This is a genomic window from Virgibacillus sp. SK37 (assembly GCF_000725285.1).
Taxonomy (GTDB): domain Bacteria; phylum Bacillota; class Bacilli; order Bacillales; family Amphibacillaceae; genus Virgibacillus_Q.
This window is the reverse complement of sequence record NZ_CP007161.1, coordinates 3,514,356-3,533,928: the sequence shown is the minus strand read 5'-3', so window position 1 is coordinate 3,533,928 and position 19,573 is coordinate 3,514,356. Positions and strand designations below refer to the sequence as shown.

14 protein-coding genes and 1 pseudogene are annotated in these 19,573 nt (G+C 38.6%); 10 read left to right on the top strand and 5 right to left on the bottom strand.

Annotated elements, in window-relative coordinates; all coding sequences use genetic code 11:
- Window positions 1–92: 92 nt before the first annotated feature.
- Together X953_RS17305 and X953_RS17300 are read left to right on the top strand one after the other, a co-directional pair.
- A pseudogene (locus X953_RS17305) lies at window positions 93–1,607 on the top strand (acetyl-CoA hydrolase/transferase family protein).
- A 213-nt stretch (window positions 1,608–1,820) separates the two neighbouring features.
- The gene (locus X953_RS17300) at window positions 1,821–3,749 is read left to right on the top strand and encodes an ATP-dependent DNA helicase (RefSeq protein WP_040956666.1); all 1,929 of its coding nucleotides are present in this window, start codon (window positions 1,821–1,823) and stop codon (window positions 3,747–3,749) included.
- Between the two features lie 644 nt (window positions 3,750–4,393).
- Here X953_RS17300 and X953_RS17295 read toward each other — a convergent pair.
- On the bottom strand, window positions 4,394–5,014 hold the full coding sequence (locus X953_RS17295; protein WP_040956665.1) for a CoA pyrophosphatase: 621 nt from the start codon (window positions 5,012–5,014) through the stop codon (window positions 4,394–4,396).
- A gap of 188 nt (window positions 5,015–5,202) precedes the next feature.
- Here X953_RS17295 and X953_RS17290 point away from each other — a divergent pair, with 188 nt between their 5' ends.
- The 5 genes from X953_RS17290 to X953_RS17270 all read left to right on the top strand — a co-directional run bounded on the left by X953_RS17290 (window position 5,203) and on the right by X953_RS17270 (window position 9,625).
- On the top strand, window positions 5,203–5,715 hold the full coding sequence (locus X953_RS17290; protein ID WP_084715735.1) for a DUF3231 family protein: 513 nt from the start codon (window positions 5,203–5,205) through the stop codon (window positions 5,713–5,715).
- A gap of 222 nt (window positions 5,716–5,937) precedes the next feature.
- Entirely contained in the window at window positions 5,938–6,990 is a 1,053-nt protein-coding gene (locus X953_RS17285) for a fatty acid desaturase (protein ID WP_040956663.1), read from the top strand.
- Window positions 6,991–7,087: 97 nt separating this feature from the next.
- Window positions 7,088–8,221, top strand: a complete 1,134-nt coding sequence (locus X953_RS17280) for a sensor histidine kinase (protein ID WP_040956662.1) — start codon at window positions 7,088–7,090, stop codon at window positions 8,219–8,221.
- Window positions 8,218–8,814, top strand: coding sequence for a DNA-binding response regulator (locus X953_RS17275; RefSeq protein WP_040956661.1), 597 nt, complete (start codon window positions 8,218–8,220; stop codon window positions 8,812–8,814). The genes X953_RS17280 and X953_RS17275 overlap by 4 nt, the downstream gene beginning before the upstream one ends.
- Window positions 8,815–8,839: 25 nt before the next feature.
- Entirely contained in the window at window positions 8,840–9,625 is a 786-nt protein-coding gene (locus X953_RS17270; protein ID WP_040957208.1) for a carbon-nitrogen family hydrolase, read from the top strand.
- 504 nt (window positions 9,626–10,129) lie between these two features.
- On the opposite strand, the gene htpX is transcribed toward X953_RS17270, so the two are convergent.
- Complete coding sequence (gene htpX, locus X953_RS17265; protein WP_040956660.1) at window positions 10,130–11,008, bottom strand: protease HtpX; 879 nt, start codon at window positions 11,006–11,008, stop codon at window positions 10,130–10,132.
- Between the two features lie 162 nt (window positions 11,009–11,170).
- Here htpX and wrbA point away from each other — a divergent pair, with 162 nt between their 5' ends.
- Complete coding sequence (gene wrbA / locus X953_RS17260; RefSeq protein ID WP_040956659.1) at window positions 11,171–11,782, top strand: NAD(P)H:quinone oxidoreductase; 612 nt, start codon at window positions 11,171–11,173, stop codon at window positions 11,780–11,782.
- 52 nt (window positions 11,783–11,834) lie between these two features.
- Here wrbA and X953_RS17255 read toward each other — a convergent pair whose 3' ends face one another.
- The gene (locus X953_RS17255; RefSeq protein ID WP_040956658.1) at window positions 11,835–12,851 is read right to left on the bottom strand and encodes an LLM class flavin-dependent oxidoreductase; all 1,017 of its coding nucleotides are present in this window, start codon (window positions 12,849–12,851) and stop codon (window positions 11,835–11,837) included.
- A gap of 389 nt (window positions 12,852–13,240) precedes the next feature.
- Here X953_RS17255 and rlmN point away from each other — a divergent pair, with 389 nt between their 5' ends.
- Window positions 13,241–14,314, top strand: coding sequence for a 23S rRNA (adenine(2503)-C(2))-methyltransferase RlmN (rlmN, locus tag X953_RS17250; RefSeq protein WP_040956657.1), 1,074 nt, complete (start codon window positions 13,241–13,243; stop codon window positions 14,312–14,314).
- A 70-nt stretch (window positions 14,315–14,384) separates the two neighbouring features.
- On the opposite strand, the gene X953_RS17245 is transcribed toward rlmN, so the two are convergent.
- Together X953_RS17245 and X953_RS17240 are read right to left on the bottom strand one after the other, a co-directional pair.
- Entirely contained in the window at window positions 14,385–15,293 is a 909-nt protein-coding gene (locus tag X953_RS17245; protein ID WP_040956656.1) for a DMT family transporter, read from the bottom strand.
- Between the two features lie 94 nt (window positions 15,294–15,387).
- On the bottom strand, window positions 15,388–16,653 hold the full coding sequence (locus tag X953_RS17240; protein WP_040956655.1) for a GGDEF domain-containing protein: 1,266 nt from the start codon (window positions 16,651–16,653) through the stop codon (window positions 15,388–15,390).
- Between the two features lie 252 nt (window positions 16,654–16,905).
- Between X953_RS17240 and X953_RS17235 the strand changes: the two genes are divergently transcribed.
- Window positions 16,906–18,954: a catalase gene (locus tag X953_RS17235; RefSeq protein WP_040956654.1), complete on the top strand. Its 2,049-nt coding sequence runs from the start codon at window positions 16,906–16,908 to the stop codon at window positions 18,952–18,954.
- Window positions 18,955–19,573: the final 619 nt, after the last annotated feature.

Genomic DNA, 19,573 nt, shown 5'->3' with positions numbered 1-19,573 from the left:
TTATTTACTTATATTCACATAAAACCCCAAACAGGAAAGCGCTTATATTACAATTATTCTTAACCTTATGAAATAGAAAGTGAGGTAAGTTTATGGGAGAAGTAAATAAGCGTATTAAAAATTCCCAGCTCCGTAAAAAAGTGATTCCTGCGGAGGAAGCTGCGTCTCTTATCCACGATGGTATGACATTAGGATTGAGTGGTTTTACCCGTGCAGGGGATGTGAAAGCAGTACCTACTGCCCTTGCAGATCGTGTAAAAAACGGAGAAAAGATAAAAGTCAATGTATTTACAGGCGCTTCTTTAGGACCAGATGTAGATAAGCTATTTGCAGAAGTGGGTATGGTTAACAAGCGGTTACCATTTCAGGCAGACCCGGTAATGCGAAAAAAGATAAATCAAGGTGAACATTTGTTTGTCGACCATCATCTATCACATACAGCTGAAATGTTACGGGCAAATACACTGGAAACCGTTGACTATGCTATTTTGGAAGCGGTTGCTATAACAGAGCATGGACAAATTATCCCAAGTACATCCATAGGTAATTCAATGGCTTTTGCTGAGCATGCAAGAAATATTATAATTGAGATAAACACAGCTCAATCTGAATTGTTAGAAGGTTTGCATGATCTTTACAGTCCAGGAAAGCAAGGGGAACGTACACCAATACCTTTAACAAACGTTAAGGACCGAATTGGTACTATTGGCATTCCGGTAGATTTGGATAAAGTAGCTGGGATTGTTGTTACAAATCAACAAGATTCTCCTTCTACTATAGTTCCCCCCGATGAGGAAACACAAATGATGGCTGATCACTTATTGAATTTCCTAAGAAACGAAATAAAGGCAGGTAAGCTGACAGAAAAGCTTGCTCCGTTGCAATCTGGAATTGGTTCTGTTGCAAATGCTGTATTACATGGCATGTTGACTTCGGAATTTAAGGATTTAGAAGTTTATTCAGAAGTGCTTCAAGATGCGGTCTTTGACCTCATTGATGCGGGAAAAGTAAAAATGGCGTCATGCTGCTCTATAACGCTTTCCGAAAATAAAATGAAGCAAGTTTTTGAGGACTTTGAAAATTATCGAGATAAATTGATTATGCGTCCACAGGAAATTTCAAACCATCCGGAAATTATTCGTCGACTCGGACTAATCGCAATTAATACTGCCTTAGAATTTGATATTTATGGGAATGTTAATTCTACACATGTAACAGGCACGAAGATGATGAACGGGATTGGAGGGTCAGGTGATTTTGCAAGAAATGCCAGGCTAGCTATCTTTGTAACAAAGTCTATTGCTAAGAATGGCAACATTTCTAGTGTTGTTCCCTTTGCATCACATATTGATCATACCGAACATGATGTAGATGTTGTGGTGACAGAGCAGGGGTATGCAGATTTACGTGGGTTAGCTCCAAGGGAAAGAGTACCACTAATAATAGAAAACTGTGCCCATCCAATGTATCGAGAACAATTATGGGAGTACTATAAGGAGGCTCTAACTTAGGGTGGACAAACACCACATGTGATGGAAAAAGCATTTTCTTGGCATTCCAATTTTTTGAAGCATGGGAGCATGCAAGAGCTGGTAGGGCAGCACTAGCTGATTTGTAAAATAATGCTTCTATTACTTGAATCAAACAAGGGTTTTATATAAATGAGAGCCGGTTTCCTTCTGGCGGGAGGGAGAACCGGTTTTTTGTTTGGAAAAAGGGGCAGAATTGTGTATGATTCGGTAGGGATAAAAAATTCCGTGACAGAGTTCTCCCTGTCACGTATAATAACAATTTTAACGACTTTAGAGGAGTTTACTATGATGAAAACAAATTCACTTCCTTTTACCATTTCCAAAACAGAAAATTTCTTTGATCGACTTGGAGATTATATTGGTGATGTTTTTTACGATATATTACCAGATCAGGGGTATGAACTGCGTGATGAACAAATTTATATGGCTTTTCAATTAGAACAAGCGTTTAAAAATAAACATACGATATTTGCTGAAGCTGGGGTAGGTACAGGCAAGACATTTGTATACTTGCTCTACGCCATCTGTTATGCACGTTATCGCAGAAAACCTGCAATCATTTCATGTGCAGATGAAACATTAATCGAGCAGCTTGTAAAGAAAGATGGAGACATTGAGAAGCTGGAAAAAGCGCTCGGATTGTCTATTGATGTAAGACTTGCCAAGGCAAGAGAAAATTATGTATGTGTACGAAAATTAGATGCACTTGTCGAGCATACGGACGATGAGGACCTCCATGAAGTGCATGATGCTATACCGGAATTTGTTTTTGATACGAGCGCCATGATGAAGTCCTTTGAACGTTATGGAGACCGAAAAGAATATCCATGGGTGTCTAATGAAAGCTGGGAAAAAATTGCCTGGGACCCACTTGAGCAATGCTCCACTTGTGAATGGCGACACCGTAGTGGGCAAACATTAAATAGAGAGTACTATCGACATGCAACTGACTTAATCATTTGTTCACATGATTTTTATATGGAACATATATGGACAAAGGAGTCCAGAAAGCGTGAAGGGCAAATGCCATTATTGCCGGAAGCTAGCTGTGTTGTGTTCGATGAAGGGCATCTATTGGAGTTTGCTGCGCAAAAAGGATTAACCTATCGATATAATTTTGAAACACTGTCCAATGTATTAACAGCCTATATGGGGCAAGATGTTCGTGAAGAAACGTTATATTTAGTTGAAGATATCTTAACATTAAATGATGAGTGGTTTCAGTTACTTGGTAAGAATACGACTAATGTACAGGGTTCCAATAGAAAAGAAATAAATTTTTCTTCTACAATGCTTGAAATGGCAAAATCCTTATATGAAAAGGTTCAACAATTACTGGAACAGTTAGTTTTTGATGCAGAACTATTTACAATGGAAGATTACCATATCAAAATTATCGAAGAATACTTGGAGTTTTTCTCTTATGGATTATCCATTTTATTAAAGGATGATGAGGGTATTTACTGGTTAGAGGAGAGTGAAACATCCACCAATTTGGTAATTATGCCACGATTAGTAGAAGATGTGCTTAAAAAGGAAGTATTCTCGCAGGACATTCCGTTTGTCTTTTCTTCCGCTACTCTCGCTCAAGCGGGAGACTTTTCTTATCTAGCTAACAGTCTAGGTATTCAGTCATTTGATTCCTTTTCTGTTGATTCGCCTTTTGACTATGAAGAGCAGATGAAAATAGCTGGACATATCGTTAGTGATAAAAATAGCAAATGGGAAAAAATAGGTCAGCAGCTAATTAATAACGAAGGCCGTTCTCTCGTTCTGTTTTCCACAATGGAAGAAATGGAGGGGTTCAGGGAATGGGTTAACTTGCAATCCTTTTCTTTTTCCGTTCTTTATGAAGGAGATCGGGAAATAAGTGAGACAGTTCGCTCCTTCCAATTAACAGCATCTTCCGTTTTATGCGCATATCATTTATGGGAGGGGCTGGATGTCCCTGGGGAAGCGTTGACCCAGGTTATTATCTCATCCTTGCCGTTCCCGCCAAAGGATCCAGTTTTTCAGGCAAAGCGCAAGCATGCAAAAAACCCAGCTCATGAAGTCGACATACCTTATATGTTGCTCCGATTAAGACAAGGGATTGGCCGCTTAATTAGAAGCAGTAATGATCATGGAGCTATTCAGTTATGGGTAGAAGAACAACAGAAACAACTTTACCAAGATCAGATAGAAGCCGTGTTACCTGTTAAAATAGATTGGAACTAAGTAGAAAAGAAACCATGCTGAGGTTGGCATGGTTTCTTTTTTGGTTCTGAAACATTTATGGAAGTTTTAAACTAATTCATAATATATATACTGCGACGTAACTTGGTAGTAGTTTATCTCATTTTAAGGAGATGAATGGCCCCATTGATTTCCACTGCAGGGGGACGCTTTCCGCCGGCATGGCCTCAGCCGCTTCCTCCGCTACGCTCCGTCCAGGGTCTTCGACTCATGCTATTCCGGCAGGAGTCGCCCCCTTCCGCTCCAATCAATTGGTATGTGCTATTGACTAATTTGAGGTATCTAAGAATTGAATAAGTAGCTCTTATCTTTAATAGCTCTGAGATATACACCTTAGCGAAGGGGAAATATGAAGACTCCTGCGGGAAAAGCGAGACTAGCGAGACCCCACAGAACGGAACGTTAGTGAAGTTCGAGGAGGCTCGCAGGCCGCCCGCGGAAAGCGGAATATTTCCCCGTAGCGGTGATTTACGCAGTCTTTATATTCTAAGTTACGTCGCAGTTTTCTCCAACTGTGCAGGGAATGAAATAGTATTAGATAAGTATTTATCTCGACGTAATACAAGTTATAATTCAAAATTTGTTAAACAAGCCATTCTATATTTTAAAATGCTGCTTTTAAAGAGCTACTCAGATTCTAGCAGTTCAATGAAATGTGCGATGATTTTGGCTGTTAATCCCCAAATTACTCTACCCTCATAGTAATAGAACATCTCTTCCATGCGGTGAACCTGCCAGTCATAATCTTTTCCCCCAATAATGGATGCATAAGGAAAATCAGAGTCAGGAGTAATTTGCATGCTTACATAATGTATTTCCGGGGTTGTAGTAAGGAAAAAATCAAGTGGAACCGTAAATATATCCTCTACTTCATCCTTGTTAAGCTCAAAAGAGTGGTTGGTAGTAATTTCCCCAACAAAAGGGTAAACGATTCTGCCAAAATCCGAGACAATATAATCAAGTGGCAGCACGTCTGCAATCTCTCCTTCGGGGATTCCTAATTCCTCTGTAGTTTCACGAAGCGCTGCAGCACGAGGGGTAGGATCATTTGTATCAATTCTCCCACCTGGAAAGCAAATATCACCTGGCTGTCTCCGTAATTTTAGGGAACGAACTTCAAACAAAATATGGGTTTCGCCATTTATATTAATAAGGGGTAGTAGAACGGCTGATTTAAAGAAGTCCTTATATCCTAAAATAGATGGTTTTCGATGCTGTAGCTTGTCAATCACTTTCTCTATTTTCATTTAAAAACCCCCTCTAAACATCTTTATGATTGTCCATCCCCTTTTATTATACAAGCTTAATGCTGGAAAAAACCAACGAGAGGTTTCTTTGAGGAGTGTCACGCATAAATGGAGGCTAATGAAGGAAACATATGAGAGTGCATGGTAGGAAAGGTGGCACGACTATGAATATTGTTAGGAGGATAAAAATGGGAATATTAAGCGGTAACCCGACTGATGAACCGATGCATTATGGTGAGGTATACAGTATTTGGTCAGCAGTAAACACAATGAAGGGAATGGTGGCAGGCCATCAAACCTTTATAAATCACGCAGGTGATGAAGATCTTCGTAAACTTATTCAAGAAGCGATCCAGCAAGGTAACCAGGAAATTCAGGAATTAGAGGCATTGTTAAAGGCAAACGGTGTAGGTTTACCACCAACACCACCTGATAGACCATCTGCTCAGCTAGAGGATATCCCTACAGGAGCCCGTGTGCAGGATCCGGAAATCGCTGCATCCATGTCTATGGGTGTTGCAGCTGGCCTGGTTGCAGCAAGCCAGGTAATAGGACAATGTATTCGTGAGGATATTGCCATGATGTTTGGGCAAATTCACACACAAAAAGCTGCTTTTGGTGCCAAGCTTCTACGACTTAACAAAGAAAAAGGCTGGTTAGTACCCCCTCCGCTTCATCAAGCGCATAATGGAGAAAATTAGGAGAGGAGCGGGCATGTGGCCTGCTCTTTTTTTTGTCGGTAAATAAAAGATCCATCTTAGTAATTATGTATAAAACAAGGTAGAATGGCGATCCAGTTACGTTTATACACTCAACCCATGACATTTGTCATACCCCATTATTGACATTTATGTCTTACATAGAATTTTAATTTGAACTATGATAAGTAAAATAGAACGTTTTCTCTATATTAGGAGGTAATTATGAGTAGACAAAAACAAGCACAATTAAGAAAAAGTGTTGCATCTTTTGCAAATTCAGATATGAAGGCAAGTATTATGCAGTTGATAAATACAATTCTGCCGTTTTTTCTGCTTTGGTTCTTGGCATATCAAAGTCTATCTCTTTCCATATGGCTATCAGTGGCATTATCTGTAATTGCTGCAGGCTTTGTCATCCGGATTTTCATTATTTTTCATGACTGTACGCACGGTTCATTCTTTAAAAGCAGTAAAGCAAATCGAATTGTTGGAACAATAACAGGTATTATCACTCTCTTTGCATTTGAAAAATGGAAGAGAAGTCATGCAATTCATCATGCTACCAGTGGTAATTTGGATAAACGCGGAACCGGCGATGTCTGGGTAATGACAGTAGAGGAATATGTCCAAGCTTCCGTTTGGGAGAGACTTGCCTATCGACTTTATCGTAATCCTATTATCATGTTCGGGTTTGGCCCTCTGTATCTTTTCCTCCTGTCTAACAGATTTAATCGAAAAGGGGCAAAACGAAAGGAACGTATTAATACGTATTTAATTAACGTCTCGATTGTTGTTATTTATGCTCTTTTAATATGGCTGGTAGGATGGCAGGCATTTCTAATTATCCAACTTCCTATCTTATTTGTATCGGGAGCATTAGGGATCTGGTTATTTTATGTCCAACATCAATTTGAAGATTCCTATTTCGAAAATGAGGACGAATGGGATTTTGTGAAAGCAGCAGTTGATGGCAGCTCTTACTACAAGTTGCCAAAGGTCATGCAATGGTTGACGGGGAGTATCGGATTTCATCATGTGCACCATCTAAGCCCAAGGGTGCCTAACTATCATTTGGAAAAAGCACATGAATCCACACCTCCATTACAAAAGGCTACTACGATTACATTAGCGACAAGCCTTAAATCCATACGATTTCGTCTGTATGATGAAGCGACAAGGTCGTTTGTTACATTCAAAGAAGTGAAGAGTCTCATTAAAAAAAGAAAACTTTCCATTCAACTTAATCCACAAAGACCAAGCATTCCAGAAAAGTAATGGCTTTTGTTTACCCCACTATGTAAGGTAGTGGGGTTTTTGGTATACTGTACAAAAGCTGGAAAGTGAATATGGCTGGAAAGGTTAAAGATGATATATGCAGAATTGGTTTCATATTATTCCTAAGAATACAGGACTTAGTGCTTTTGCCTGGATAGCGTTTTGTATCCTGCCCTCTTATTTTATTTTTCGTTCAACATCCACTGTTGAAATAATAATTGGTGTTATTCTAATTATTCTTTTCTTTGCGACATATCGTCTATCTTTTATAAAAAAAGGCTGGACGGTATATGTTTCTGTCGGAATTGAAATGGCTATCAGTATTGGAATGACCTTATTGTTTGGATATATTTATTTCGCCTTATTCCTTGCCTTTTTTATTGGTAATATACAAAGCAAGGCCGGCTTTATAACGTTATATGTAGTGAATATAATAACAACGGTTTGTGCGGCGGGTGTGAGTTTTTACAATCAGAACCCGCTATTCCTAGCACAGTTTCCTTTTGTAGTTATTAGTATTATCGGTGTTATTCTTTTACCTATTAATTTATATGTACGAAATAAAACAGAAAGATTGCAGCTACAGCTGGACAGCGCTAACCAGAAAATCTCTAAGCTGTTGGTATATGAAGAACGTCAGCGTATTGCGAGAGACCTACATGACACGCTTGGTCAGAAACTCTCATTAATTGGACTTAAGAGTGATTTGGCTGGGAAACTCGTGTATGTAGAGCTAGATAAAGCGAAAAAAGAACTAGATGATATTCACTCAACTGCACGAACAGCATTAAAAGAGGTTCGTGAGATGGTATCTAATATGAAAACAACTTCACTCAAAGAAGAGTTACTGCGCATACAGCAAGTAATGGAAACAGCAGAGGTGGAATTTCACTTTACAGGAGAGTCAGAATTAAAAGAGATTCCATTACTGGTGCAAAATGTAGTGAGCATGTGTTTAAAAGAAGCTGCAACAAATATTGTTAAGCATAGTCAAGCCTCCAAATGTCATATCCATATAAAAGAGGGCTCAAGTGAATTAATTGTTCTTGTTAAGGATAATGGTATTGGAACGAAGGGAAACATAAATATCTTTAAGGGACATGGATTACGTGGAATGAAAGAAAGACTTGAGTTTGTGAACGGCAGCCTGGAAATCATCCCTGCTAACGGTACTACTTTAGAAATTAGTGTACCTAACATTATCCAACAGTCAAAGGAGGAAGAAGAATGATTCGCATAGTAATAGCAGAAGACCAGGGACTTCTGCTTGGAGCTTTAGGGTCTCTATTGAACCTTGAAGAGGATATGGAAGTAGTTGGGATGGCAAAGAATGGGGAAGAGGTTCTTGATCTGGTAGATCTCAAAAAACCGGATATATGTATAATGGATATTGAGATGCCTCTGAAAAGTGGCCTGGAAGCTGCAGAAGAGTTAAAAGCAGTGGATTGTAGAGTAATTATATTAACTACTTTTGCAAGAAGGGGCTATTTTGAAAGGGCTAGAAATGCAGGCGTTAGTGGTTATTTATTAAAAGACAGCCCAAGCGATGAATTAGCGACATCCATCCGCCAGATTATGGAAGGGCGACGGATCTACTCACCTGAATTAGTAGATATGGTTTACAGCGATGAAAATCCGCTTACCGATAGAGAAACACAAGTAATAAAACTAATTGCTGAGGGAAAAAACACGAAAGAAATTGCTAAGAAGCTAGCCATCACAAATGGAACGGTAAGAAACTACGTATCTGTTATTCTTGAAAAATTGGAAGTAGGAAATCGTATTGAAGCGATTTCCAAATTCAAGGAGAATGGCTGGCTATAATATAACATTATGGGAGGGACTTATAGTGAAGCATGCAATTTATCAGATGGATATCGTCCCCGGAGATCCGCGAGCAAACAAGAAAAAAGTAGCTGAATGGTTGGGACATACAATGAGAGAAGAGAAGCCTGATGCTGTTGTACTACCGGAAATGTGGACTACGGGCTATACACTCCCTGATCTGGAAGTTGTAGCAGAGACAAATGGAGAACCAATTACAGAATTTTTGAAAAAAACGGCAATTACTTATGAAGTCAATATTATTGGTGGTTCCTTTGCTAATAAGAAAGACGGCGAGTTTTATAATACAAGTGTAACCGTTGATAGAAGTGGTGATGTTGTATACCGCTACGATAAAATTCACTTAGTTCCTATGTTGGATGAGCCTAGATATTTGACTGGTGGTAAAGAGAAAGTTCAAGTGTTCGAATTGGATGGAGTGAAAGCTGGATTAATTATTTGTTTTGACCTTCGTTTCCCTGAACTAACTCGCAGCTTATCTTTAGAAGGTGCAAAGATTGTATATGTAGTAGCAGAATGGCCGACTGCAAGGAAAAACCACTGGAAATCTCTTTTAATTGCCCGGGCAATAGAAAATCAAATCTATATCGTTGCTTGTAATCGTGTTGGTGAGTACAATGGTGTGGATTTCGCAGGTAATTCAATGGTCATTGATCCATGGGGAAATTGCTTGAAAACAGGTAGTGACACAGAAGTAGAGACGATTGTAGAAACACTTGATATAAGTGCAGTTGCTAAATTTCGAAAAGACGTTCCCATCTTTTCCTGTCGCGTCCCTGATTTATACTGATTCGTTATTTACATTTATTGTAAAAATAAAGTGAATCAGAATAGCTATATAGGCGAATTTTAGATAAACTCCGAAGTAACTAAGAATATAGAGGCTGCGTAAATCACCGCTACGGGGAAATATTCCGCTTTCCGCGGGCGGCTGATGAGCCTCGGGCCAACATGATGTTGGTCATGAAGGCGTTGCGACAGGACGTCGCGACTTTAGCCTTCCAACCTTTATACCGCGTTCCGGGGTCTCATCGAGGCCTCTCCTCCCGCAGGAGTCTCCATATTTCCCCTTCGCTAAGTTGTATGCCTCAAAGCTATTAAAGATAAGAGCTACTTATTCAATTCTTAAATACCTTGATTTAGTCAATAGCACATATCAATGGGTCCACCCACTTTCAACATTAGTTTTATAAATCTAAAAGTTTTTTAGTTCGCATTTTACTCCAACTGTGATAATAAAAGTAGATAAATAAAAAAGCCTTTCACGTGAAAGGCTTTTTATGGGTTACATGAATTATACAAGTCTTCTAATTCGCTCATCGATATCCGGATGTGTAGAGAAGATGCTGGATTTACGTCTTCCATTTATTTTTAGGGTAGATATGGCTGTTTGCTCTTCATTCACCTGTGTGCGATTGGCATAGTTTTTCAATGATTCTAAAGCATGCCTCATTTTGTCCTTACCTGCTATATCTGCACCACCACGATCTGCATGATACTCTCGGTGTCGAGAATATGCAAAGACAACAAGACTACCAAGAATAGAGAAGATAATTTGGAAAACAATAATCGCCAGAAAATGTACAATTGGTGCCATTTCTTCTTTAACAAAGCGTGAAACTGCAAATGCAACAACACGAGCCAGGAATACAACAAATGTGTTAACAACACCCTGGAGCAAAGTCATTGTAACCATATCTCCATTAGCTATATGGGCTATTTCATGAGCGATAACACCTTCAATGGCATCGTCATCCATTTCATGAAGCAAGCCACTTGAGACAGCTACAAGTGAGCGCTTTTTGGTAGGTCCAGTAGCAAATGCATTTACCTCACGGGAGTTATAGATTCCCACCTCCGGCATATACATAAGACCTGCTGTGCGTGCTAAACGATGTACCTTTTCAACTACCACTCTTTCTTCCTCAGACATGGCCTTATCCGGATTAATAACACGAACACCCATCATTTTCTTAGCCATCCAGCGAGACATAGCCAGGGAGATAAATGACCCTGTAAAACCTATTACTGCACTAAATATTAGTAAAGATACCGGGTTGATACCGCCATCCTCAATATAATTCCAACCACCGGGAATTAGTGAAAGAATAATGCTGATCGTGACCAGTACCAAAACGTTTGTTAATAAAAAGTAAAATATTCGTTTTCCCATATTCTCACCCTTGTAATTTTATAATTGTGAGTATTTCACATAATCCTATTATAACTAGTAGCAAAGAGGTTTACAACAGAAGTGTAGTTATATGACTGTATATATTTAGATCGAGAGCATACACTACGCTTATCTTTATAGAAAGAAGGTGTAAATAAATACATGAAAAATGTTAATTTGGCAATTATATACTACAGTTCAACAGGAACAAATTATCAGATGGCAAAATGGGCGGAAGAAGCTGGCAGAGATCAAGGAGCAGAGACAAGGGTCTTGAAAGTAAAGGAGTTGGCGCCGAAAGAAGCGATTGCTGCCAATCCTGCCTGGGAGAAACATGTAGAATTAACACGCGATGTACCTGAAGCAAAATCGGAGGATATAGAATGGGCAGATGCTATCCTCTTTAGTGTTCCTACCCGATTTGGTAATATCCCTTCTCAAATGAAACAGTTCTTAGATATACAAGGAGGCTTGTGGGCAACAGGTAAAACAGTGAATAAAGTTGTGAGTGCGATGTCCTCTGCTAGTAATCCACATGGTGGACAGGAAGCAACTATTTTATCGTTATATACATCAATGATGCATTGGGGAGCAATAATTGTTCCACCTGGATATACAGATGATGCAGTTTATCCTGCGGGGGGTAATCCATATGGAACCTCTGTTACCCAAGGGCAAGACGGGAAGATGATTGAAAGTGTAGAAGCTGCTGTCAAGCATCAAACAAAGCGAACCATAGATATTGCAACACGAGTAAAATCAGCCTCTGAATAGGAAATGAAAAACCGCCTGCCTAATAAAAGGAGAGGCGGTTTTGCTTTTCTGTCTAGTCCATCAATTCCCCTATAATTTCATAGGAGCGTAAACGGTCGGTTTGATTATAAATTTGAGAACTAATAATTACTTCGTCTGCCTGTGTTTCTGCTATAAAACTTTCTAAACCTTCTCTTACTTTTTCTTTATTACCTATAATGGTGGAACGGGGATCAAGAGATTGCTTAATTGCTGCTAATTCCATCGGTGTCCAGTGTTTTTCTATATCCTGAATAGGTGGTTGAAGCTTCGTTGGCCGCCCTCTACGCAAATTCAAGAACTGTTGCTGAAGAGAGGTTGCAATAAATTGAGCGTGCTCATCCGTATCTGCAGCAATTACATTCACTCCTACCATCGCATAAGGTTTTTCCAGTTCCTCGGATGGTTGGAAATTTTCACGGTATAGATTTAATGCAGGCACAGTATAGGCTGGAGCAAAATGGCTTGCAAAGGAAAAACGGAGCCCCTTCTTTGCAGCAAGTCGAGCACTAAAATCACTTGAACCAAGCAGCCAAATAGGAATGGAAAGGCCTTGCCCCGGGACAGCTTTTACCCGAGAAATAGGATTGTCAGAGAAATAATCCTGCAACTCAGTGACTTGCATTGGGAAATCTTCTACAGACATGTTTAGTGTTCGACGCAATGCATAAGCTGTTGCTTGGTCGCTTCCAGGTGCGCGACCGAGCCCCAGATCGATTCTTTCCGGGTATAAAGATTCTAGTGTCCCAAATTGTTCCGCAATGACAAGTGTCGCATGATTGGGGAGCATAATGCCACCAGCTCCGACCCGTATATGGCTTGTCTTTTCTGCAATATGCCCCATAATGACAGATGTTGCAGAACTGGCAATCCCTGGCATATTATGATGCTCTGCAAGCCAATAACGATTAAATCCCAGCTGTTCAACATGTTGCGCTAATTCAACACTGTTTCTAAAAGAATCAGATGGCTCTGTTCCTTCATTGACTGGTGCTAAATCAAGTACGGATAAAGGTATATCATAAAAGGTTTTTGGTTGAATGGAAACCACTTGAATCACTCCTGTAATAATTGATAAAGAAAGTTACTTCGTTTTTTAGGAAGGAGAAGTTCTGTTCTACATACCTAAAAAGGAATAACAAGTTATTATTTCATTTATACGTTGGAAACCACTGTATTTGAACTTATACACGTATATAACATGTCTTTACCACACGATGTTACTCGGTTTATAAATGAACGTCCACTATTACGCTCACCTGTTTGGCAAGACGGCATGTTTACTAAAACGGGGGATGTATATAACTTACCAAATAAAACTGGGTTGCTTTATTGTCAAAATTTCAGTAATATAGTAAGATAATATATTGGAATGTTTTTGAAAAACAAGCAACTTTATTAACAAAAGATGCTTTTTTATAGAAATGAGGGTATACAAATATGAAACCATCCATTTACGGACTAACATATGATCAGTTGACGGATTGGCTTATGGATCATGGGCAGCAACGTTTCCGCGTAGACCAGGTATGGAATTGGCTTTATAAAAAGCGTGTTACAGCTTTTTCGGAAATGAAAAATGTAAACAAGCAGACAGTAGCTTTATTAGAAGAAAACTTTGTCCTCCACACCCAGGAACAAGAAGTAAAACAGGAATCAAAGGATGGAACGATCAAATTCCTATTCAAACTTGCAGATGGGAACTTAATTGAGACAGTGCTTATGCGCTTTAATTATGGCTTATCTGTTTGTGTTACGACACAGGTAGGCTGTAATATCGGTTGTACTTTTTGTGCAAGCGGACTGCTGAAGAAAAGCCGCGACCTTTCCAGTGGGGAGATCGTTGAGCAGATTATGAATGTACAGAAGCACTTAGATGCACAGGAAAAAGGCGAACGGGTAAGTCATATTGTTGTCATGGGAATTGGAGAGCCATTTGATAATTTTACGAATTTGATGGATTTCCTTTATGTGGTTAACGATGACAAAGGTCTTAATATAGGTGCAAGACATATCACTGTATCAACAAGTGGTTTGGCCCATAAGATTAAAGACTTTGCTGATACTGGTATCCAGGTAAATCTTGCTATATCTATTCATGCTCCAAACAATGAACTACGTACAAGAATCATGAAGATTAATAAGGCTTTTCCGATTGAAAAGTTGATGGATTCTGTTGATTACTATCTTGAGAAGACGAACCGACGAATTACGTATGAATACATTATGCTTAAAGATGTAAATGATCACAAAGAAGAAGCCATTCAGCTTGCTAAACTTTTAGCAAACCATCGACACTTAGCTTATGTGAATTTAATACCATATAACTCTGTAGATGAACATAGCCAATACCAACGAAGTGATTCAGAAAGTATTCAAGCATTTTTTGAAACATTAAAGTCTCAGGGCATAAATTGTGGTGTTCGTTGGGAAAATGGTGCAGATATTGATGCGGCATGTGGACAATTAAGAAGTAAACAAATTAAAAAGAATAAGAAGGAAAAAGCTTTATAAGAATGTAATGAGCTAAGAGCCGTTTATTTGCTTTTACATTATCAAAATTATAATTAAAACGTATCAGTGCTTATGCCTGATACGTTTTTTTGTGTTTCAATTTCTTTACTATAGAGGTGCCCAATTCATTAATTACAATAGCAAGAATGATCATTATAATACCTATCCATTGTAAGCCACTGATATGCTCGGAAAGGATGAGGCTTGCCGAGATGATGGCGACAGGTAATTCAACTGAGCTTAGTATATTGGCAAGACTGCCAGAAATTAAGTGTGCACCTAATGCAAAGAAAAGGGGTGGGAAAACTGACCCAAACAAGCCGACTCCTGCAGCAATTAACCATAAATCAGGAGCGAACGTAACGACAGAAGGGATACTTTTCATAAATATAAGCAACACCAAGATGACAGACCCACTTACCATGATCGAGCTCCTTACCCATGGATCGACATCTACTGCTACTTTTCCACTAAAGAATATAAATCCTGCATACGTGATTGCCGCAAGAAAACCAAGCACCAGACCGGAGATCGGCATACTTTGAATGGTACCTCCAATTACGTTGGAAGCAAAGAAAACACCTGTTAATATAAGCGCCAGGACACCCAAAGTTACAATAGTTGGTTTGATTTTAGTGAAGATCCATTCAAAGAAAATTCCAATCCAAACAAACTGAAATAAAAGAATTACTGCAAGAGAAGCGGGAAGATACTGAATGGCTCCATAATAGAAGACACTCGTCAGCCCTACAAAAGAACCTGTAATCATAATTTTAATTATATTTCTTTTTGTCATTCCTTTATAATTAGAACGTTTAAATATGGTAATAACCCATAGAAGGATACAGGATAAAACCATTTGGATAATATTAAGTTGGCCAAGTGTATAGCCGTGTTGGAAACCAAGCTTTGCAAAAATAGGTGTAAAACCAAAGCTTGACGCACCGATTAGAACAAATAGAATCCCTTTATTTTTCATCCTAATCCCTCCTAAACCAGACATGTCTTTATTTGCAAAACCATAATAACATATTTGGAGTGGAAGGTGGCAGAAAATAGTTAGTTTGTATTTTCTACTGCATCGGAACGTACGGTGCAGATAAAGGAAGGTCTTCCTCAGCGTTTTTTACTGAGACCCTATTTCTACCAAGTTGTTTCGAATGAAGTAAAAGCTGATCAGCTTGAATATATGCTTTCATTATTTCCATTTCTTGACCGGTCAGAAAATAAAAAAGCCCAAAGGAAGCTGTATAAGAAATATTAATTTTATTTCCATGAAACTCTGCATTTACTTGTCTTCTTTCCACCTTTCCACGTATATCATTTACGATTTGGACACATTGCTGGTAGGTTTTGTTACGTAGGAAGATAGTAAACTCCTCTCCTCCACTTCTAAATAAGCAATCCTCCCTGGTAAGTAAACTTTGCAATACAGAGGCGAAATGCTTAATAACACAATCACCAACCGCATGGTTATATGAATCATTAATGCGTTTGAATGTGTCTATATCTGCAACGATTATTCCTATGTGTTCTGATGTTTTATCTAGTTCACTCATTTTTCTATCCATAAATGCTCTATTGTGAACGTTTGTTAAAAAGTCGGTATAAGCCATTTGTTCAAATTTATCCCGTTCCATTTTATTCTGAATGCTTTTAGATTTATTCATAAAGGATCTGCTCACAAGATAGTTTAACAAGAATAAGGCGATAATCATTTCCCATTGTTGTTCCAATAATAGTATGAATAATAATCCATTAGAAAATGCTGTTTTACCCATATCGAGCACATTTCTGCTTTTTATAAACTCAATAGCATCTTTAGTTCCTTTCAACTCACCTGTAAAGGAAAATATCGTAATAAGGAAACTATCAGATAGTAGAGCAACAACGATAACTAATAAAATAATAAGCAGCCAAAAACCAAAAGGAACCGGTTCCACATAGGGGTAACATATGCTAAATAGAAAAAAAGCGATGGAGTTATTAAGTGTAAATGCCCCTATATTATAAAACGTATGTAGAAATTCATCCGGGTCTGCAGTTCCGGCAATTTTTCTTCCCGCGTACACAATAAAACGTTGAACAAATTCAAATAAAAATAAACCCAGCGGACCTGCAAACAGGGCTAAAGCCAAGCCATAAGAGATGCCATGATCCATATTAACGTTTCCTTTTTTAACTACAATATTTAAATGAGAGTAAAGACTTGAAAAAAGCCAAAATAATAAAAGCGTGTTTAAAAATACCTTTTTTTCAACAGAAATATGACCATAGGAAAAGGCTACTGCTAATGAAGCTATAAAAATACATATGATAAAAATCCGTACATTTTTCATGACTGCAACCCCTGCTCCCTAGGTCTATTATCCTATTTATAACTTTATAATAGCATAAAGTGGAAATAATAGTACTAGTAAATTCAAATTTTTTAAAATAATATTTGAAACAAACGATATGTATGTATTTGCTATTCTACATATACCCAATAGTTATTCTCTATTAACCTGTTATATTCCTTTTTCTGGTTTGTAGTTTCTTCTCTCGGGGAATAAAAGACTGTGAATAGTTTTACAGGAAGGAGAAGTCAAATGAGTGATCGACGTAAAGTAAATGAAAAAAGTAAAAATGAACAATTAGATGAATTCCGAGCAGAAGATCATGGTAAAAAGATGACTACAAACCAAGGACTAAGAGTTTCCGAAGATGAATTTTCATTAAAAGCTGGGGAACGTGGTCCAACATTAATGGAAGACTTCCACTTTCGGGAAAAAATGACACACTTCGACCATGAACGTATTCCTGAACGTGTCGTACATGCTAGAGGATACGCCGCTCATGGAGAATTTGAACTATATGAATCGATGAAAGAATATACAAGAGCAAAATTCTTACAAGAACCAGGCTCAAAAACCCCTGTTTTTGTGCGTTTTTCTACGGTTGCAGGCTCCAAAGGATCTGGTGAACTAGCACGCGATGTAAGAGGTTTTGCTACAAAGTTTTATACGGAAGAAGGTAACTATGATTTAGTTGGTAATAATATACCGGTGTTCTTTATTCAGGATGCTATTAAATTTCCAGATTTAGTACATGCAGTGAAGCCGGAGCCACATAATGGAATCCCTCAAGCAGCATCAGCACATGATACATTTTGGGATTTTGTTGCAAATAACCAGGAATCAGCCCATATGATTATGTGGCATATGTCAGATAGAACGATTCCAAGAAGCTTTCGAATGATGGAAGGGTTTGGCGTACATACCTTTCGTTTTGTAAATGAAGAAGGTAAAGGATACTTTGTTAAATTTCACTGGAAGCCTACATTAGGAGTGCATTCTACGGTATGGGATGAAGCACAAAAGATAAATGGTAAGAACCCTGATTTTCATCGAGCAGATTTATATGAATCTATTGAAAATGGGGACTACCCTGAGTTTGAATTAGGTGTACAAATTGTTGATGAATCAGAGGAGTTCAACTTTGATTTTGATATACTAGACCCTACTAAAATTTGGCCAGAAGAAGATGTTCCAGTAAAAATTATTGGGAAGATGACTCTTAACCGAAATGTAGATAATGTATTTGCTGAGACGGAACAGGTTGCTTTTCATCCTGGAAATGTTGTTCCTGGGATTGATTTTACAAATGATCCTTTACTACAGGGAAGGTTATTCTCTTATACAGATACACAACTAATACGTTTAGGCGGTCCAAACTTTCATGAATTACCAATAAATCGACCAGTGTGCCCTTTCCACAATAATCAACGGGATGGATATGGCAGACAAACGATTAATAGGGGACAAGTAAGCTATCATAATAATTCACTTGCAAACAATACACCTGAAACCTCTTCAGCTGAAGAAGGTGGATATGTTCATTACCAGGAAAAGGTAGATGGCAGAAAAATACAGGCACGTAGTGAAAGCTTTAAGGATCATTTCTCTCAAGCTATTTTATTTTGGAACAGTATGACAGATGTGGAGAAAGACCATATTATTCAAGCATTTAGCTTTGAACTCGGTAAAGTATCAAATCAGTCAGTACAGCAGCAGGTTGTAGATATGTTTGCTAATGTGAATCTGGCTATGGCTCAAGAAGTAGCTGAAAATATTGGAGTAGATAAGCCAGAACAAATATCTAATAAAGCGAGTGAAATTACCAAAACGTCTCCAGCTTTAAGCCAGGAAAACACACGCAAAAAACCAGACACCAGGAAAATTGCTGTTATTCTTGGGGATGGTTTCAACGATAAAGATGTGAAGCAGGTTATAGAAGGTTTGAAGGAACAAAAAACAGAGCCGGAAATTGTGAGTAGTAAATTAGGCACGATTAAGGGAAATGAAGGTCAAGAGCTAGAGGTCGATCAGACGTTTACTACCGCGGATCCGGTGCTATATGATGCAGTATATGTAATAGGTGGTAATAATCTTCAGGATGCGTTTTGGAAAAACACCACATATTACGTTAATGAAGCCTATAATCACTTCAAACCAATTGGAGCGACACATGAAGGAATTCAATGTCTTGAGAACAACTCTCTTACAGATAAGCCTGGTGTAATTACAGAGCCTAATTTAAATAGCTTTGTCACCAGATTTACAGAAGCAGTAAGTGAACATCGTTTCTGGAACCGTTAATATAAGCATAATAAAAGGTGGACTACCTGATCGTAGTCCACCTTATTTAGGTTCTAAAATATATGCTTGGTTATCCGAATGATTCGCAAAATAGATAAAAGGCGAAGTAACTTGATAGTACTGTAAACGGCCGTTCCGGAAAATACACTTCGCTTTCCGTGGGCAACGCTTCAGCGAATTGTTCATCGCAGGAAGGAAAGACGTTTTTTCTTTCCGAGGAGTCTTCGTGTTTTTCCTTCACTGGTAAAGTGGTTAGATAATAACCCGTTATTCATGGTTTAAAGCAGATATAAATTGATTGGAGCGGAAGGGGGCAATCTAAGAATGCCACGTCCTGGGACTGCGCTAGCTCGTCCCATCGAAAACATTTGTGGCAACGATTGCATGACCAACGTCCTGTTGGCCCGCGGCTCCTACCGGAATAGCATGAGCTGAAGACCCTGGACGTAGCGGAGGAAGCGGCTGAAGCCATGCCGGTGGAAAGCGTCCCCCTGTAGCGGAAATCAATGGGCCATCCACTTCCTTAAAATTAGATATAATTTAGTTCGTATTTTACTGCTACTATGAAATAATAAAGTTAGGTGATAACGTTTTTAATCTACAATTGGGTAAAGCCTTT

Excerpts from the sequence above, each read along its gene's own strand:
- X953_RS17300 (WP_040956666.1), top strand. The coding sequence starts at position 1,821 with ATGAAAACAAATTCACTTCCTTTTACCATTTCCAAAACAGAAAATTTC.
- X953_RS17295 (WP_040956665.1), bottom strand. The coding sequence starts at position 5,014 with ATGAAAATAGAGAAAGTGATTGACAAGCTACAGCATCGAAAACCATCT.
- X953_RS17290 (WP_084715735.1), top strand. The coding sequence starts at position 5,203 with ATGGGAATATTAAGCGGTAACCCGACTGATGAACCGATGCATTATGGT.
- X953_RS17285 (WP_040956663.1), top strand. The coding sequence starts at position 5,938 with ATGAGTAGACAAAAACAAGCACAATTAAGAAAAAGTGTTGCATCTTTT.
- X953_RS17280 (WP_040956662.1), top strand. The coding sequence starts at position 7,088 with ATGCAGAATTGGTTTCATATTATTCCTAAGAATACAGGACTTAGTGCT.
- X953_RS17275 (WP_040956661.1), top strand. The coding sequence starts at position 8,218 with ATGATTCGCATAGTAATAGCAGAAGACCAGGGACTTCTGCTTGGAGCT.
- htpX (WP_040956660.1), bottom strand. The coding sequence starts at position 11,008 with ATGGGAAAACGAATATTTTACTTTTTATTAACAAACGTTTTGGTACTG.
- wrbA (WP_040956659.1), top strand. The coding sequence starts at position 11,171 with ATGAAAAATGTTAATTTGGCAATTATATACTACAGTTCAACAGGAACA.
- rlmN (WP_040956657.1), top strand. The coding sequence starts at position 13,241 with ATGAAACCATCCATTTACGGACTAACATATGATCAGTTGACGGATTGG.
- X953_RS17245 (WP_040956656.1), bottom strand. The coding sequence starts at position 15,293 with ATGAAAAATAAAGGGATTCTATTTGTTCTAATCGGTGCGTCAAGCTTT.
- X953_RS17240 (WP_040956655.1), bottom strand. The coding sequence starts at position 16,653 with ATGAAAAATGTACGGATTTTTATCATATGTATTTTTATAGCTTCATTA.
- X953_RS17235 (WP_040956654.1), top strand. The coding sequence starts at position 16,906 with ATGAGTGATCGACGTAAAGTAAATGAAAAAAGTAAAAATGAACAATTA.